This is a genomic window from Micromonospora sp. NPDC023869 (assembly GCF_055559695.1).
The window spans coordinates 65,290-81,750 of sequence record NZ_JBVHKD010000014.1 but is presented as its reverse complement, the minus strand read 5'-3'; the positions used below and the strand labels follow the sequence as shown (position 1 = coordinate 81,750).

The window sequence follows — 16,461 nt, the reverse complement described above, 5'->3', positions numbered from 1 at the left end:
TCTCGTGGCGGCAGACCCTGTGGCGCATTATCTCACTCGCCGGACGCCTGGCAGTGTAATCCATCTGACACATTTTTCATACTCTATGAACCGGGCTTCTCGATGGTATGGTCTGACGAACGGGGCGGCCCCAACGGGAGGCTCGATCAATATGCTGACGGCGGCGCAAATCGCTCGACTTATCGGTTGCGGGGAATTGGCCTGGGGCGGCGAGCTGCGCGGTGACGCCTTACTCCTACGCCTCGGAACCCCGCTGCAAACTCTGGTCAGCGCGGACCCGCCGAATCTCGTGGATCTCGCTCACCAAGGCAGCATCAATTGTCTTTACGGCCCTGCCCAGCCACGGTGGTCGTCCTGTCACCTTGAACCCCACCAACTGGTGTTGTGTCCAACCTCCCAGCCCCTGCGCCTTGGTGACGGTCTGGTCGGCGCCATCGCCAGCCTGTCCCACCTGGCCCGCGTCGGCCTCGCCACGCACATCACCAGCCCATGGGTGTTGCCGGGATGGAATGGCCATCTCACCCTCGAACTAAAGAATCACGGCCCTGCCACCTTGCGGATCTACCGGGACATGCCCGTCGCCCGTCTGGTCCTGTTCACCACGACAGGGTCGCGGACAGTGGCCAAACCTCATCCCTACTACGGCAGCGAGGCCGAAACCTCACATCTGGGGAGCCGCTTCGCCGACGAATTCGCAGCCGACAAATACCGTAGGTGACCGCCATGGACTGTGCATTCTGCTTCGAATTTGCAGCGCCGGGAGCCACACGAATCATCACCTCGGCCGGCGGCTGGGTCCTCCTGCCAACCGTCGGCTGTTTCACGCCAGGCTACTGCCTTTTCATGCCGATCGAACATGTCGACGCCGCCGCCGACCTGGCCCCGCTGGACCTGAAAAGCACGACTGAGGCGATCGAACGCCACCGCACCCTGCTCGAGTCCACGTTCGGCCCAACTATCGTCGCCGAGCACGGCGCACGCGACTGCGACCTCGGCGCCTCCTGCTGCACCCACTGTCACCTTCACCTGATCCCTGTCCCCGATCCCGATGCCGTCGTCGCCGCATACCGTGAAGTCGGCGGCGCCGGCCAGAGGCTGAGCGGGATGGGCGACCTGCCTGCGGCGGTAACCGGCGCCTACCTGTACCTGTCCATACGCCCGAACGAGCATCTGATCTGGGGTGCCCGTGGCTTCCCCCGCCAGTTCGTGCGCCGAGTCACCGCACGACTGCACGGCATCGGCGACCAATACGACTGGCGTGACCACCCCTTCCACGAGACGCAGCAGGACACCCTGCGCATCCTGCGCACAGCGGTACGTCCGGCGGCGTAGGGCGGGCGGGAAGCATGTCCGATCTCTACCGCCCAAGACTGCTGCACAGCATCGATCGTGACGGCCTCGCCGAGGTCGCCAGGGACAGACGATGGCCCAAATGGTCGACCATGTGCCACCTGCACTGGCTAGGGCTTCCCGTTCTGAACGCCGTCTGCGTCCCGCCGCAACACGCCGACGACCTGCCGAGCGCGGCAGCTCTGCTCGCCTCGGCGACATCGGCAACACGACTCATGGTCCGATCCGACGGTGGCGTTGAGACCCGCGACTACTACCGCGGCGGCAACAGCTACCCCCTCGACGAGGTCGTCCCGCACGCCACAACGCTGCTGGCCGGCGGCCGCGCCGTACTGCTCCTCGAACCGACCAATAGATATATCAACCGCCTCACGGTCCTGCTGCGGCTGGACCGCGACGGCACCCGTGGGAAAGGCTCATTCACCATCGAAGCGCTCGGCCCCGGCTACGACGTCGGCGACCTGACCCGGGGCGGCATACATCCCCAAGTCCGGCTATCAATGGACGACGTGAACTGGCGCTGCTACGCCAAGCCCTGGCTGTACGACTTCCGCGTGACACGCTTCCTCCACCAACATGCCGAGCAGACACGTCGCACTCAACGCCTGGAACGGCTCGCAACCCACCTACCCGGCCAAACAAGAGCCGATGCCGAGCGGTGGCTACGCACCCACGGCTACACCAGCCTCTGGAACGACTCCGACCCCACGATGCGAGTGCTGCGCACCGCCCGGGCATGGTTCGACGCCGCCTTCGGCATCGCCGTGACACACCCGAACCGTGACTGGCGATGCCTGGCCACCGCCGTCTCCGACCTAGGCGACGGCCGATCCGTGTACTGGGACATCGTCGACGCCGCCCGCAAGTTCGGACCAGGTGTCCCGCGATGAGCAGCGACGCCAACAGCCCACGACTGGTGTATCTCGATCACCACGCCACCACGCCGCTTGACCCCAGAGTCCTGACGGCGATGATGCCCTTCCTCACCGACCAGTACGCCCACCCTTCCAGTGCACACCACTTCGGACGGCAGACCCAGCGCCGTCTGCGCGAGGCCAGAAAAAGCGTGCAGCACGCACTGGGCGCCAAGCATGAGAGCGAGATCATCTTCACCTCAGGTGCGACGGAGGCAAACACGCTCGCAATCATCGGCACCGTCGCGGGCAGGCAGCGGCTGGACGGCGGCCACATCGTCACCACCGCCATCGAACATCACTCAGTCCACGCCGCCTGCGACCGGCTGAGAAAGCAGGGGTACTCGGTCACGACCGTCGGCGTGGACAGCGAAGGCCTCGTCCACCCAGAAGACATTGCCGCCGCGATGACGCCACAGATAACTGTGGTCTCCGTCATGCTGGCGAACAACGAGATCGGCACCATCCAACCGATCGCCTCAATAGCAGACGTTGTCACACGGCGCGGCGCCTTACTCCACGTCGACGCAGTGCAAGGCGCCGGAGCATTGCCGCTCAACGTCGACGAACTCGGCGTCGACCTGCTGACCATCTCCGCCCACAAAATCTACGGCCCCAAGGGCGTCGGGGCACTCTACGTGCGCCGAGGTACCCAGATCCAAGCACAGTTCACCGGCACCCAGGAGTACGGCCTGCGAGCCGGCACGACGAACCTCTCTGGGATCGTCGGGCTGGCCACCGCACTGCGCATAGCCATCGAGGAACGCACCCCGGAAACCCACCGCGTCAGCGGTCTGCGCAACAGGCTCGAGCATGGACTGCTCGCCGCCATCCCAGATGCCCACGCCAACGGAAGCGCCCGACACCGACTACCCGGAAACCTGAGCCTGACCATTCCCGGCATCGACGCGACCGACGTCATCCAGGCGCTTCCCGACATCGCGCTCTCGGCCGGCTCGGCCTGCACGACGGGAACCTCACAGCCGTCGCACGTACTTAGCGCCATCGGCCTCAGCCCCTCAGAGGCCAGAGCGACGGTCCGAATCGGCGTCGGCAGATGGACCAGCGAGAAAGATATCGACCTTGCGAAGCGACGGATCGCCGAGGTCGTCAGCGAGCTGAGGTAGATGCTCCTCTCCTCGGCGCCCAGGAGAAGGAGTCGGAAGCGAACAGGCAAGCGCCCGGCCAATTGTTGCCCAACCCCAACTGCTAAATGGGGTCTATGGAAACAGGCCCAATCCGCCGGTTCTGAAGACCGGTCAAGCAGGCTGTCTCTCGGCGGTTGAGGCTGTGGGAGGTGGTGCCGGATGGGTAGATGCCCGGAGGTGTTCGTCCGGCGGGTGTCGATGGCCGAGGGGCAACGGTTGCAGCGGATCACTCGAACGGCGAAGGACGCGGTGAAGCTGCGGCGGGCGATCGTGGTGTTGATGTCCGCCCAGGGCCAGCCGGCCCCGGACATCGCCCACCTGCTCAAGACGAGCGAGGACTATGTCCGGGACGTGATCCACGCGTTCAACGAGCGGGGGTTCGACGCTTTGTCCCCAAAATGGAGCGGGGGCGCACCGAGACGGATCGATGAGCAGACCCGTGACTGGATCTGCGTCATCGCCCAGTGCGACCCCGCTTCCTCGGCAAACCGTTCTCCTGCTGGTCCCTGGTCAAGCTGCGTGACTACCTGATCGAGGCCGGCTACGTGAGCACCATCAGCGTGGAGGCGACCCGGCGCGTCCTGCACGAGAGGGGTCTCCTGGCAGGCCACCAAGACGTGGAAGGCCAGCAACGATCCCGACTTCACGGCCAAGATGCGCCGGGTCCTGGACCTCTACGACCACCCGTCTGCGCACGGGCGGGTGATCTGCGTGGACGAGTTCGGGCCGCTGAACCTGCAACCCCGCCCCGGCCGGGCCTGGCGCCCTCAGGCCGAGCCGGTGCGGCTGCGGGCCACCTGCACCCGTGACCAGGGCGTCCGGCACATGATCGCCGCCCTCGACTTGGCGACTGGCAAGGTCCACTACCGCATCCGTGACCGCGAGCGGTGGCGCGAGTTCCTCGGCTTCCTCAGAACCCTTCGCCGCCGCTGGCCCGACCAGCGCCTCTACCTGATCGTGGACAACTTCTCCCTGCACAAGCATCCCGAGGTTCGCGCCTGGTGCGCCGCCGGTCAGGTGGAGTTGGTGTTCCTACCGACCTACGCGTCGTGGCTGAACTGGATCGAGGCCGAGTTCGCCGCAGTGCGGTACTTCGCTCTCAACGGCACCGACCACCGCAGCCATGCCGAGCAGGACGCCGCCATCGGAGCAGGGCCCCGGCAAAGTCGTGGGGTGCCCGGCTTGATGTGGTTGGTGTAGACGCGCCCTTGCTGGTGGTAGCAGGGCGGGCATGACCGGTTCAGATGATCATCGAGGTTCCTACGCCTTATCGATCGTCCGAAGTGAGCCATGCCCGCTTTGCCATCATCGCTGATCTCGTCCGTGTCCGACGCACCGGCTGTCACCGTGCACGAAGCCGCAGCTGGGCTGCCCGCTGCGTTGACAGGTCTGCCGGATCCTCGCGCCCGTCGCGGTGTCCGGCACCGGTTGACCGTGGTGGTGACCGCAGCGGTCTGTGCCGTGGTGGCCGGCTACCGCTCCTATACCGCAATCGCCGAGTGGATCGCTGATGTCCCCGCTGCGACCATCGTTGCGTTAGGTATCGCCCCGGACCGGCGCCCGTCGGAGGCGATGATCCGCCGGTTGTTGCAGGCCCTGGACCCGGACCTGCTCACCGCGGCCGTCAGCGGGTGGCTGTCCACCCGGGCCATGGCGACATCGCCAGCCCAGCGGCGGGTGATCGCCGTGGACGGCAAGACCCTGCGCGGCTCCCGCACCTGTGACGTCGCCGCCCAGCATGTCCTCGCGGCCTGCGACCAGGTCACCGGTGTGGTCCTGGCCAGCACCGATGTGGACGGCAAGACCAATGAGATCACCCGGTTCGCACCGCTGCTCGACCAGATCAGCGACCTCCGCGACACCGTGATCACCGCCGACGCGTTGCACTGCCAACGCGAGCACGTCGCCTACCTCGCCGAGCGCGGCGCGCACTGGATCCTGACCGTCAAGGCCAACCAGCCCAGCCTGCACGCCCAACTCGCCGGCCTGCCCTGGCGGGCCCTCCCCGACGCCGCACGCGACATCGACCGGGGACACGGCCGCCGCGAGATCCGCACCTGCAAGATCCTCACCGTCTCCACCGGGATCGACTTCCCACAGGCCGCTCAGGCCCTGCAGATCCGCCGCCGCAGACGCCGCCTCGACCAGCCGAAACGATTCACCACCGAGACCGTCTACGCGATCACCGACCTCCGCGTGCACCAGGCCAGACCGGCGCAACTCGCGAGCTGGGTCCGCGGCCACTGGTCGATCGAGAACAAGATCCACTGGGTCCGCGACGTCACCTACGACGAAGACCGCAGCCAGATCCGCACCGGCACCGGAGCCCAAGTCATGGCCGCCCTACGCAACGCTGCCATCGGCGCACTCCGCACCGCTGGCGTCACCAACATCGCCGCCGCCAACCGGCATCACGCCCGCGACAGCACCCGCCCGCTGGCCCTACTCGGCATCACCTGACAACTTTGCCGGGGCCCTGGCCATCGGAGGCTACATCCGCTGGCGCAACCAGCGAGCACGCCCGAATCCGAATTCGCGATCAAATCCAAGATCCGCCACCCAGATTACCCGTTCAAGGCTGCATGACGGGGCACTAGACGGTGAGCCACAGGTGGTCGGCGACGTACTGCGGTTTGATCCAGAGCTGCCGGGGATTCCGTATAACGGCGGGCGCAGCCGCCGTGCAGACGCCTCTTAACCAGCGATGGCGGCTGCGGTGACTAAAGCCACGTTCAGGAGACCGAGTGGAACGTAGAACAGCGCGAGCGTCCGAGAGAAGGTGGCGGCCCGCCAGGTCCTGACTCGGGTGTAGGGCCGCACGTCCATCGACATGAGAGGCACCGATGAGGATGCCATGCGCACGTCGTCGTACAGGGCCCGGAACAGCCGCTCCTGCCAGAGGAAGTAGCCGTCGAGGAACCAGAACGCAGTGAGCGGCACGAGCCCGGCCGCGGCCAGCCACGGGTGGAATCGGGTCGTAAGGAGCGCGAGCAGCGCCGAGACGATCGTCAGCGTCCATCCCCGCATGAGGAAGGAACTGTTTCCCAGCCGGGCTACGATCGCCTGGATGAACTCCAGGTGCTTGAGCCGGTCGGTGCCGAGCACGCTCTCGCCAGCGACGACGGCGGGCTCGCTGATCTGCGGGATATCGGTCATGGCAGGGTGGCCGTAAGCGTCGCCACGACCTCGTGGGCGAGCGCTGGATAGCGCGGAGAGGCCAACGCTTCGGACAGGTGCTCCTCGACCGGGTGAGCACCGGACGGCAGTCGCCGCGCCGCTCCGCCCGGTGCCCGCAGCGGCAACCGGGGGACCGCCGGCTGGAGACGCCCCATGAGCTCATACTCGTCGATCACCCCCTCCATCCCGCCAACGAAGAGGGCGGCCGTGAGCGCACCAGTGGTCACCATCTGCTCCCGCATGACGCGTAGGCTGCGCTCACGGTCGCCGTCGGGATCCCGCTCCGTCCAGTGGACCCGGGCGAGCCCGCGGTCGATCAGCCGCAGGGTCTCCTCGGGTAGCTGCTCGGCGAAGTGCCGCGACTGATACATCTCGATGGTAGGTGAAGCGTCCATCTCATCGGCGATCGTGAGCACGAGCGGGCTGATGGTCGGATGAGCACCGAAGACCAGCTGGCCGCGTGCTCGCAGGATCGCTCGGACGAGAGCGGTCACCGCGTCGGCGATCGCCCCCACGTCGTACGGGCGGAACCGCTCCCCGCGCTCACCGCTGGGAAAGCTCGTGGAAAGGAACAGGCGCTGGTTGTCAAGCGTGGTCATGACAGGCCTAATAGATCGGGCACCGCGTGGTGCGGACGCGTGGTCAACGGTCGGTTGTGGATGATCCACTTGATCAAATTTTCCTCGTCCGGGTCAAGGGTCCGTGCCGCGTGAACCAGGCATCCGTCGGGCAGGCGACCGCCAGGTCGCGCAGTCGGGCCCCGAAGCCGGTCCAGGTCCCGCACGTCGGACGGTGCGGGGGCGCGCGGGGTGACCAGATAGGCAACGGCCCGTCCCCGGGGCGGCGCGGTGACCAGTGCCCACTCGTTGTCGGTCGACGTCGGGCGGTGGCCGGCCAGGTCAAGCCAGCCCGCCAGGCTACCGAGCAACTGCTCACGTCGCTGACGCAGCTGTCGGGCGTACCGGTTCTCGATCTCGTCGAGCACCGCGGCCAGCGCGGCAGCGGTAAGTGGGGGCCCGCCTACGCCGGTCTCGCCGGGCGCATCCGGGCCCGCCGCCGAGAGGTCGCGGGCGGTGAGTCGATATCGGAACGCCTCGTCCACCGTGGGAAACCGCTCCCGGTCGGTCACGCCCGGCAGGGTGAGCGCCATCAGGGAGATGCCGTGGGCCAGCGCGTACGTCACCTCGTGCTGCACCCACGGCGATTCCGTGGCGGACGGGCCCTCGAGCAACAGGACGAACGCCTTGTCCGAGAGTTCGATGTCGATGCGACGCTGGAAGTCCGCGGCCGGCGGCACGCTGAACCGGTCGAGGAAGACGTCGAAGGACCGCCGTGAGAGGTGCTCCCGCAGCTGGAGCGCGAGTTCGCTGGTCTCCTGACGACGATAGGAGAGGAACAGCCGGCGTCGCCGTTCGACCAGGCCGAGCAGCCGCAGGACGGCGCGGATGGTGCCCGGGTCGGTCCAGACGGCGGCGTGCAGCGGTCGTAGCGCCGACGGCAAGGCCGACGGAACGTCGGCGGCGGAGCGGGCCAACGGCAGGACCGGGAGTGATCGTGCCCGGGCCCTCGCCACCTGCCCAAGCAGCTCCCCGTCGCGGCGGCTGCGCCGGTCGGCCAGGAAGACCACGAGGGAGTGTGGCGGGGCGTCGGCCGGATCCTCCGACTCGGGCAGGCGGCGGTCGACCGCGATCATGGGCCGCAGTCCGACGATCGCACTGACCGCCCGGTCGCATGCCCCCGCCACCTCGTCAGCCCAGGCGCGATCGGCGCCGAGGACGACGAGTCGGTACGGCGGCGTCGCCCGCACGGCGGTCCTCCCCTCACCGGTCAGTCTGTCATCCGCGTATCGCGTTCCGGTGTCGCTGATACGACAGTCGATCGGTTGTGGCGCGCCGTGGCGGTCGGGTTCAATGCAGGCATCCGAACGGTGCCGATTGCAGCTCGGCCTGCGACATTGGGGGGAAGTTCTGAAGTTCGGGCGGGGCGTCGACGGTGACATCCTGATCTGCAGCCGGCCCGGTCCGGGCGACTTCGCCGCGGACCGCCTCGCCCGTGCGTGCGCGAGGCGGGTGGGTGCCCGCCGGGTACACCGCACCGTCGACCACCATGCCACCGGCGGGTCGGACCCGGCCGAGCTCGCCTGGCGGTGCAGCTTCGTGCTGGTGGTCATGGACGCCGAGTGGCTCACCGCCGCGGACGACCAGGGCCGCCCCCTGCTGTGGAACGTGGACGACGCGCTCCGTCGCACGGTGGCCGCTGCGCTATGCGCCCCGTCGGTGCGGGTGGTGCCGATTCTGGTCGACCGGGCCGAATCGCCGGAAGCGCATGACCTGCCCGAAGACCTGCGTCCGCTCGCCAGCATCCAGGCACGGTGGATTCGGCACGACACCGCGGGGTTGGACGCTGCGGCGATTCCCCGGCAGGTGGGGGTGCCGCCGCGGCGGCGGCGGCTTCTTCTCGGGGCTGTCGCCGGCGTCGTGACCGCGGCGGTCCTGGGGACGGGGGTGGCTCTGTGGCCGGGTGACGTCGCTTTGCCCGGGGAGGCGCGACACACCACGGATCGTGACGTAGTCCGCAACGACGTGTACACGACCGGCGCCGACCCCCGCGCCCTAGCGGTCGGGCCCGACGCGATCTGGGTGGCGAACTCGGATGACGACACCGTGACCCGGATCGACCGTCGGTCGGGCAACGCCAGCGCCCCCGTCAAGGTGGGAGACCAACCCATGGGGGTGGCGGTCGACGCAGAGGGCCAGGTCTGGGTCGCCAACAACGAGGACGGCACGGTCTTCCAGGTGGACGGCAAGACCCGGAAAGTCGTCCGGAGGATCCCCGTGGGCAGTGCCCCGACCGGGGTGGTGGTCGCGGCGGGTGGTGTGTGGGTGGCCGTCTCGGGCGCCGACGCCGTCGTGCGCCTGCACCCACGCAGCGGAAAGATTCTCGCCAGGATCCCGGTGGGTCGGCTGCCTGGGGCGCTCACCTTCGATGGCTCCACCCTGTGGGTGGCCGACTTCGAGGATCACACCGTCACCCGGATCCTGCCGGCTGACAACCGCACCGGTGAGGTGATCGCGGTCGGTCGTTCCGTCCTCGGCATCGCGGCCGGTGCCGGCGCACTGTGGGTAGCGAGCCCCGGTGACGACCGGACGGCGCACGCGGTGCTGCGGATCGGCCTCGATGACGACCACCCAATCGCCGCGGTCGAGGTCGGCGACTTTCCGGCGGCGGTCGCCGTGGACGACGAATCGGCGTGGGCGGCGCTGGTGAACGAAAACCGGCTGATCGAGATCGACATGCGAACGTGGCAGGTCGTCGGCGTGGCGCCGACGGGCCGCCGACCGTCCGCCGTCGCTGTGGCCGGGGATTCGCTGTGGGCCACCGGCATGGCCGACGGCACGGTGACCCGGCTGTCCCGCGCGCAGCTGCACGGCCTGAACGCGGGGGCCCGGCTCCATCCTCACGCGGTGCTTACGACGGTACGGGTCGGGGAGGATCCGGTCGGCGTGGTCGCGGCGTTCGGCTCGATCTGGGTCGGCAACGCGGACGACGGCACCGTCACCGAGGTGGACGCCGTCAGCGGTCGGGTGAGGCGCACCGTTCCGGTGGGTGGGTCGCCGCACACCCTGGCGGCCGGCGCTGACGCGATCTTCGTGGCGGTCAACGACAGCCACGAACTCGCGAAGATCGACCATCGGACCGGTAGGGTGGTGCGCCGGGTGCCCATTCCACCGACGGTGCTGGGCATGGCGGCCTCCGTCGATCGGGTGTGGCTGACGAGCGCGGACGCCGACGTCCTCGTCGGGATAGACCCGACCTCGATGGCGGAGGTCGCTCGGGTGCCGGCGGCGCGCCGACCCCTACGGGTGGACGCGGTTGACGGTGCCATATGGGTAGCGAACGGCGGTTCACTGTCGGGGTCCGGCGGCGCCGTAACGAAGTTCGACGCGCGGACGACCCAGGTGCTGTGGACAGGACCGGTGGAGGGCATGCCCGGGGGCGGCGTCGTCGGCGCCGCCGACGGGATCTTCGTGAGCCAGGCACGCAAGGGCGACGTCATCCGGCTGGACCCGGCGTCGGGGCGGGAGACGGGCCAGGTGAGCGTCGGCGGCGGCCCGCTCGGGCTCAGCGCGGACGCGGATCGGGTGTGGGTCGTCACCGCAGAGCAGCCGACCCTGCAGGCGATCGACCTGCGGGAGCTCGAGGTCACCCTGCGGCTGTCCGTGTGCGACCTTCCGCAGTCGGTCACCGGCTACGCCGGCGACACCTGGTTCACCTGTACCCGGTCGAACTCCCTGCTGCGGTTGTCTCCGCTGCACTGACGACAGGTCCGGTGCCGTGGCGAAGCGTTCACATCCCGACATCTTCATCAGCTACCGCGTCACGGACGGCGCGCAGCAGGCCGCGTGGCTGTACGAGCGGCTGCGCCAGCGGTTCGGCGCCGACCGGGTCTTCCGCGACGTGGATTCGCTGCGCCCGGGGGACCGGTACAGCGGCGCTATCCGGGATGCCGCGCGGCGTTGCCGTGTGATGACCGTGGTAATTGACTGCAAGTGGCTGGACGCGCGGGACGTCACCGGTCGCCGACGCCTCGACGACCCGCAGGACTGGGTGCGTTGGGAGATCCGCACGGCACTGGAGCGGGCGATCCCGATCATCCCGGTGGTAGTCCGGCCGGCCACGCTGCCGCCCGTCGACGCACTGCCCGACGACATCCGGGAGTTCGGCGACTGCCTGCCGCAACCACTGCGCGGCGCCGGCTCCGACGTCGAGAAGGTGGTGGCGCGGATCCGCGCCAACGGAATCCACACCCGCTGGAGTCCGGTGCGGCGGGCCACCGCCGCCCTGGCGGCGGTCACGGCTGTTGGCACCGTGGCGGCCGCAGTTCTCCTGGGACTGCCGACGGGCCCCGCGCCGGCCGGCACCGTGCTGGACGACACCGACCTGGCTCGGGTGAACGTCGCGACGGTGGGCCAGGCGCCCACCGCGCTGGCAGTCGGCTCCGACGCGGTGTGGGTCGCCAACCGGGACGACGACACGGTGACACGGCTCGACCGAGCCAGCGGGGAGCCGACCGACACCATCCCGGTCGGTGACGAGCCGCTTGCTATCGCGCTCGACCCGCTGGGGCAGGTATGGGTGGCCAACAACGAGGACAGCACCCTGGCCCGCATCGACCCCCGCAAGCGGAAGGTGGTGCAGACGCTGCCGGTGGGTGCCGGACCGGCGGCCTTCGCGGTCGCCCGGGGAAGCTTGTGGGTTGCGGAGACGATGGGCGGGTCGATCGCCCGGGTCGACCCGGCCCGGCGGCGGGTGGCGGAGCGGGTTCCGGTCGGCGGGAACCCGATCAGCCTGGCGACCAACGGGACGATGCTCTGGGTCGGTGACAGCGCCGCACCGGCCCACACGGTGCACCGCATCGACCTGGCAAACAACCGCGAGGTGGAGCGCTTCCAGCCGGGTGGCAACGTCCTGGGCATGGCGGCCGACGAGGCGTACGTGTGGATCTCGCACCCGACGGACGATGGCAGCGACGAGTCGATTGGGCGGTACCCGGCCGGTGCTGGCGCGAGCGGGGACCGCCGAGACGCGGCCACGTTGCCGTACGGGATAGCGATCGACCGCGACACGGTGTGGGTGGCGAGCTACGGAGCAGACCTGGTCGCCCGGTACGACGCGGCCACGGGCAGACGGACCGCGGCGGTGGCCGTGGGGCGCGGCCCCACGACGACGGTCGTGGCCGGGGACCAGGTCTGGGTGGCGAACGCGAAGGACGGCACCGTCTCGTGGTTCACGGCCTCCGAAGTGGTCGCGCTCCCCTCGTACGACGCCGTCGACTCCGCGCCGGGGTCCCTGCTCCGCAGCCGCGTCGCGGCGGACGCGAGTGGGCTGGCCGGCGGATTCGGGGCGATTTGGGTGGGCGACAAGGCCACCCGGACCGTCCTTCGGGTGGATGCGGGCAGCGGTCGGGTTGCCAGCCGGATCCCGGTGGACGGTCCGCCCGGGGCCCTCACCGTCGGTGGCGACAGCCTCTGGGTGCTGCGGGGCGGCCCGTCCCGGGTGTCCCAGATCGATCCTCGTGCGGAGCGCATCACGGCCGACCATCCGGTCCCCGACGGCGTGACAGCCATCGTCATGCACGAGGGCTCGCTCTGGCTCGCCAGCCCGAGCGACCGGGCCGTGCTGCGCCTGGACGTCAGCACGGGCCGGATCGCCGCCCGCTTCCCCATCGACGCGGCACCGAGCGCACTCCAGGTCTGCCAGGGCCGGATCTGGGTGGCCGGGGACGGCCAGAGCTGGAGCATCGACCCGGCGAGTGGCGAGGCCGCGCGCGGATCGGCCGACGGCGACCTGCTCGGCTGCGACCCAGCCGGGGCATGGGGCGGGCACCGGACCAACCGGGTGATCAGCAGGCTCGGCCCCGACTCCGCGACCGCGCTCGGCAGCAGACCATCCACCCACGAGCTCACCGCGCTGGTCGGTGGCACGGAGGGGCTCTGGCTGGGCACGGACGCGGGGACGTTGCATCTGGTGTCGACGGCGGACCTCCAGCCGCTCGGCCGTTTCACCGTCGGGCGGCTGCGCCAGGTCATTCATGCCGGCGGCGCGGTGTGGGCTACCACGCAGGCCGGACAACTCATCCGGATCCGCGTGCTGCCGGCGGCGCCGCCGACGAGTCATCCCAGCGGTCCCGGGCGCTGACCGCCGAGGCGGTGCCGCTAGTGTCCTGCGCCGGAAATTCGTTTACAGAATCGGGCGAGTGATTCGAGGATCTCGTCGGCGGTCTTGGTCCAGGTGAACGGTCTGAGGTTGGCGTTCCAGTCGGCGATCCAGGATCGGATGTCGGTTTCCAGGGCTTGGACGCTTTTGTGTGCGCCGCGGCGGATCTTCTGGTCGGTGAGGTGGCCGAACCAGCGTTCGACCTGGTTGAGCCAGCTGGAGCCGGTTGGGGTGAAGTGCATGTGAAAGCGGGGATGCCGGGCCAGCCAGGCGCGGGACTGTACAAATAACGGCTGATCGACCGATCAAGGGAGAGACGCCAGATGACGACCGAGATCACCTCGGGACAGGAGCCGGCCGCGAGGCCGGCGGATGCGGTCACGGATGAGCAGTTGATCGCGATGCTGGTCGATCGAGCTCGTGGTGACGGGCTGAAGCTGACCGGTGAGGGTGGGCTGTTGCAGCAGCTCACCAAGCGGGTCCTGGAGTCGGCGTTGGACGGTGAGATCACCGATCACGTCGGCTACGACAAGCACGACCCTACTGGTCGTGGTAGTGGGAACACTCGTAACGGCAGCCGGACCAAGACCGTGCTCACCGACGTCGGGCCGGTCGAGGTCCGCGTTCCGCGAGACGCGGCGGGCACGTTCGAGCCGCAGATCGTGCGCAAACGGCAGCGCCGCCTGACCGGCGTCGACGACATGGTCCTGTCGTTGTCGGCCAAGGGGTTGACCCACGGCGAAATCGCCGCGCACCTGGCCGAGGTCTACGGGGCTGAGGTGTCCAAGCAGACCATCTCCACCATCACCGACAAGGTCATGGACGGCATGGCCGAGTGGCAGAACCGGCCCCTCGACAGGGTCTACCCGGTCGTGTTCATCGACGCCATCAACGTCAAGATCCGCGATGGGCAGGTCGCGAACCGGCCGATCTACCTCGCGATGGCGGTCACTGTTGACGGCCACCGCGACATCCTCGGTATCTGGGCCGGTGACGGCGGCGAGGGCGCCAAGCACTGGCTGCACGTGCTGACCGAGCTGAAGAACCGCGGCGTCGCCGACGTGCTCATGCTCGTCTGCGACGGGCTCAAGGGCCTGCCCGAGGCGGTCGAGACGGTGTGGCCGCGCACAATCGTGCAGACGTGCGTGGTACATCTGCTGCGCAACTCGTTCCGCTACGCGGCGAGGCAGGACTGGGACAAGATCGCCAAAGCGCTCAAGCCCGTCTGCACCGCGCCGACGGAGGACGCCGCGACCGAACGGTTCCTCGAGTTCGCCGAGGCGTGGGGCCGCAAGTATTCGGCGATCGTGAAGCTGTGGGAGAACGCCTGGGCCGAGTTCGTGCCCTTCCTCGCCTTCGACGTCGAGATCCGCACGGTCATCTGCTCCACCAACGCGATCGAGTCGGTCAACGCCCGCATCCGCAAGGCCGTGCGAGCTCGCGGCCACTTCCCCAACGAGCAAGCCGCCTTGAAGTGTGTCTACATGGCCTTGATGAGCCTCGACCCGACCGGCACCGGGCGCCGACGCTGGACCATGCGCTGGAAAGCACCCCTGAACGCCTTCCAGATCGCCTTCGAAGGCCGGCTCACCCCGGCCAACAACTGACCACCTCAACAACCAAGATCAGCCGTTAACTTGACACTCCCCAGTGAATGCCTGCTTCGCGAAACGTTCGGCGATGCGTCGGTGGGCGGCGGTGTCCGGGTGAAGCTCGTCGGGCAGCGGCATCTCGGCGAAGTCGGTCTTGTCGTAGAGGTCAAGGCCGTCGAGGTAATGCAGATGCGGATCGCGGGCCGCGCGCTGGGCGGTGATCCGCACCAGTTCGTCGCGGATGACGCCGAGGGTGAGCTTCCCGCTTGCCCGTTCCGCCGGGTCGCCGGTGGCCCGGAACCGCACCTGGCCGGCGCTGAGGGCGGCGAGGTCGAACGCACCGGGGCCGGGGGTGTCCTCGTGGATCGGACAGTAGATCGGGGAGACGACCAGCAACGGCGTGCTCGGGTGGCCCTCGCGGATGGTGTCGAGGAAGCCGTGCACGGCCGGGGCGAAGGCCCGAAGCCGCATCACATCGGTGTTGACCAGGTTGATGCCGATCTTCACGCTGATGAGATCAGCCGGGGTGTCGCGCATGGATCGGGCAGTGAACGGGTCGAGCAACGCGCTCCCGCCGAAGCCGAGATTAACCAGGTCGACATCGCCGAAGGACGCGGCGAGAGCGGGCCAGGTGGCGCTGGGACTGGTCGCGTTGGAGCCCTGACTGATGGAACTGCCGTGGTGCAGCCACACCCGGCGTCCCTGCTCCGGTGTCGGTGTCACCGGTGCGTCGGTGCGCAGGGCGACGAGCTCGGTTGTCTCGTTGTGCGGTAGCCAGATCTCGAGGTCCTTCATCCGGTCGGGCAGGCCGGTGAAGCGGACGGTGCCGGGTGGACCGGGCCGACGCTCCGTGGTCCCGGTGGTCATGTCGATGGTCACCGTGTCGCCGCCGGTGACGCTGGCCTGGCCGGCCAGCTGGCCGTCGACGAGCAGGTCGTAGACGCCGTCGGGGCGGGACGGCAGGCCGGGGTAGGTGTATCGGGTGGGCAGCGTGTCCAGCTCGACTGCGGTGGCCTGGGTCCGAACGGCCAGCCGCACGCCGGCGGGCTGGGCCTCTACCATGGCGAGCTGTCCGTCGGTGTTCTGGGCGCGTGCCCAGGCGGGCAGCCTGTGCGGCAGCAGCCCACATGCGGTGTGCTCGACGTCGAGTGCGCCGCGTAGGAGGTCCGTGCTGATCGGGGTAGTGGTCCAGGAGGAGGTCATACTCTCAATCCATGGTCGGGATGGGTGGTCGCGCAGGGCGAGGACCATCCGAGTGCCGGGTACTGCCTGTCGTGTTCGCGGCCGTACCGGGCCACCTCGTAAGGGGGTTTAGGCTCGGGCACAGCGATTTCCTTCCAGCCTGCCACCAGGCCAAGCCAACTCAGACGTCACTTATCGGCACAGCAGACCCAACTCGAAGACGAGGACCTGACGAGACTCGCCACCGACCGCTCCGTCCACGTGCGCTGGTCGCTCATTGTCAAGTCCCCCATCCCGCCGCGGATTCTCCGCATCCTGGCCGACGACAACGACCCGGCGATCCGCTTCCAAGCCCGCTACAAGCTCGGCCTCCCGCGTAGG

General features: G+C 68.8%; 13 protein-coding genes and 2 pseudogenes. 10 read left to right on the top strand and 5 right to left on the bottom strand.

Annotated features, from left to right (window positions below; genetic code table 11):
- Nucleotides 1-151 precede the first annotated feature (151 nt).
- The 7 genes and pseudogenes from ACZ31C_RS28425 (at nt 152) to ACZ31C_RS28395 (ending at nt 5,872) form a co-directional block, all read left to right on the top strand.
- Nucleotides 152-718, top strand: coding sequence for a dCTP deaminase (locus ACZ31C_RS28425; RefSeq protein WP_465797899.1), 567 nt, complete (start codon nt 152-154; stop codon nt 716-718).
- Nucleotides 719-723: 5 nt separating this feature from the next.
- Nucleotides 724-1,332, top strand: coding sequence for a hypothetical protein (locus ACZ31C_RS28420; protein ID WP_465797898.1), 609 nt, complete (start codon nt 724-726; stop codon nt 1,330-1,332).
- Between the two features lie 14 nt (nt 1,333-1,346).
- Nucleotides 1,347-2,240: a hypothetical protein gene (locus ACZ31C_RS28415; RefSeq protein ID WP_465797897.1), complete on the top strand. Its 894-nt coding sequence runs from the start codon at nt 1,347-1,349 to the stop codon at nt 2,238-2,240.
- Nucleotides 2,237-3,391 (top strand): cysteine desulfurase family protein, encoded by a 1,155-nt coding sequence (locus tag ACZ31C_RS28410; protein WP_465797896.1) that lies wholly within the window; start codon nt 2,237-2,239, stop codon nt 3,389-3,391. Before ACZ31C_RS28415 ends, ACZ31C_RS28410 begins: the two co-directional genes overlap by 4 nt.
- A gap of 180 nt (nt 3,392-3,571) precedes the next feature.
- Entirely contained in the window at nt 3,572-3,943 is a 372-nt protein-coding gene (locus ACZ31C_RS28405) for a helix-turn-helix domain-containing protein (RefSeq protein ID WP_465797895.1), read from the top strand.
- Nucleotides 3,944-4,063: 120 nt separating this feature from the next.
- A pseudogene (locus tag ACZ31C_RS28400) lies at nt 4,064-4,612 on the top strand (IS630 family transposase); the annotation flags it as partial.
- Nucleotides 4,613-4,735: 123 nt separating this feature from the next.
- Nucleotides 4,736-5,872 (top strand): ISAs1 family transposase, encoded by a 1,137-nt coding sequence (locus ACZ31C_RS28395; protein ID WP_465797894.1) that lies wholly within the window; start codon nt 4,736-4,738, stop codon nt 5,870-5,872.
- Nucleotides 5,873-6,106: 234 nt separating this feature from the next.
- Here ACZ31C_RS28395 and ACZ31C_RS28390 read toward each other — a convergent pair whose 3' ends face one another.
- From ACZ31C_RS28390 to ACZ31C_RS28380, 3 genes are read right to left on the bottom strand one after another with little or no spacing between them, the layout of a single operon-like run.
- A complete protein-coding gene (locus ACZ31C_RS28390) occupies nt 6,107-6,568 on the bottom strand; it encodes a hypothetical protein (protein ID WP_465797893.1) in 462 nt (153 codons plus the stop codon).
- Nucleotides 6,565-7,188, bottom strand: coding sequence for an SLOG domain-containing protein (locus ACZ31C_RS28385; protein WP_465797892.1), 624 nt, complete (start codon nt 7,186-7,188; stop codon nt 6,565-6,567). Before ACZ31C_RS28385 ends, ACZ31C_RS28390 begins: the two co-directional genes overlap by 4 nt.
- Nucleotides 7,185-8,396, bottom strand: coding sequence for a toll/interleukin-1 receptor domain-containing protein (locus ACZ31C_RS28380; protein WP_465797891.1), 1,212 nt, complete (start codon nt 8,394-8,396; stop codon nt 7,185-7,187). Before ACZ31C_RS28380 ends, ACZ31C_RS28385 begins: the two co-directional genes overlap by 4 nt.
- Nucleotides 8,397-8,658: 262 nt before the next feature.
- Here ACZ31C_RS28380 and ACZ31C_RS28375 point away from each other — a divergent pair, with 262 nt between their 5' ends.
- Together ACZ31C_RS28375 and ACZ31C_RS28370 are read left to right on the top strand one after the other, a co-directional pair.
- On the top strand, nt 8,659-10,908 hold the full coding sequence (locus tag ACZ31C_RS28375) for a Vgb family protein (RefSeq protein ID WP_465797890.1): 2,250 nt from the start codon (nt 8,659-8,661) through the stop codon (nt 10,906-10,908).
- Nucleotides 10,909-10,924: 16 nt separating this feature from the next.
- On the top strand, nt 10,925-13,288 hold the full coding sequence (locus ACZ31C_RS28370) for a TIR domain-containing protein (RefSeq protein ID WP_465797889.1): 2,364 nt from the start codon (nt 10,925-10,927) through the stop codon (nt 13,286-13,288).
- Nucleotides 13,289-13,305: 17 nt separating this feature from the next.
- Here ACZ31C_RS28370 and ACZ31C_RS28365 read toward each other — a convergent pair.
- A pseudogene (locus ACZ31C_RS28365) lies at nt 13,306-13,581 on the bottom strand (IS630 family transposase); the annotation flags it as partial.
- Nucleotides 13,582-13,629: 48 nt separating this feature from the next.
- On the opposite strand from ACZ31C_RS28365, the gene ACZ31C_RS28360 reads away from it, so the two are divergent.
- Nucleotides 13,630-14,913, top strand: coding sequence for an IS256 family transposase (locus ACZ31C_RS28360; RefSeq protein ID WP_465797888.1), 1,284 nt, complete (start codon nt 13,630-13,632; stop codon nt 14,911-14,913).
- Nucleotides 14,914-14,931: 18 nt separating this feature from the next.
- Here the strand turns inward: ACZ31C_RS28360 and ACZ31C_RS28355 are convergent, their stop codons facing one another.
- Nucleotides 14,932-16,101 carry a GDSL-type esterase/lipase family protein gene (locus ACZ31C_RS28355; RefSeq protein WP_465797887.1) on the bottom strand — a complete coding sequence of 390 codons (1,170 nt, stop codon included), beginning with the start codon at nt 16,099-16,101 and terminating at the stop codon, nt 14,932-14,934.
- Between the last annotated feature and the right edge of the window lie 360 nt (nt 16,102-16,461).

Coding starts and splice junctions, on each gene's coding strand:
- ACZ31C_RS28425 (WP_465797899.1), top strand. CDS start 152: ATGCTGACGGCGGCGCAAATCGCTCGACTTATCGGTTGCGGGGAATTG.
- ACZ31C_RS28420 (WP_465797898.1), top strand. CDS start 724: ATGGACTGTGCATTCTGCTTCGAATTTGCAGCGCCGGGAGCCACACGA.
- ACZ31C_RS28415 (WP_465797897.1), top strand. CDS start 1,347: ATGTCCGATCTCTACCGCCCAAGACTGCTGCACAGCATCGATCGTGAC.
- ACZ31C_RS28410 (WP_465797896.1), top strand. CDS start 2,237: ATGAGCAGCGACGCCAACAGCCCACGACTGGTGTATCTCGATCACCAC.
- ACZ31C_RS28405 (WP_465797895.1), top strand. CDS start 3,572: ATGGGTAGATGCCCGGAGGTGTTCGTCCGGCGGGTGTCGATGGCCGAG.
- ACZ31C_RS28390 (WP_465797893.1), bottom strand. CDS start 6,568: ATGACCGATATCCCGCAGATCAGCGAGCCCGCCGTCGTCGCTGGCGAG.
- ACZ31C_RS28385 (WP_465797892.1), bottom strand. CDS start 7,188: ATGACCACGCTTGACAACCAGCGCCTGTTCCTTTCCACGAGCTTTCCC.
- ACZ31C_RS28360 (WP_465797888.1), top strand. CDS start 13,630: ATGACGACCGAGATCACCTCGGGACAGGAGCCGGCCGCGAGGCCGGCG.
- ACZ31C_RS28355 (WP_465797887.1), bottom strand. CDS start 16,101: ATGACCTCCTCCTGGACCACTACCCCGATCAGCACGGACCTCCTACGC.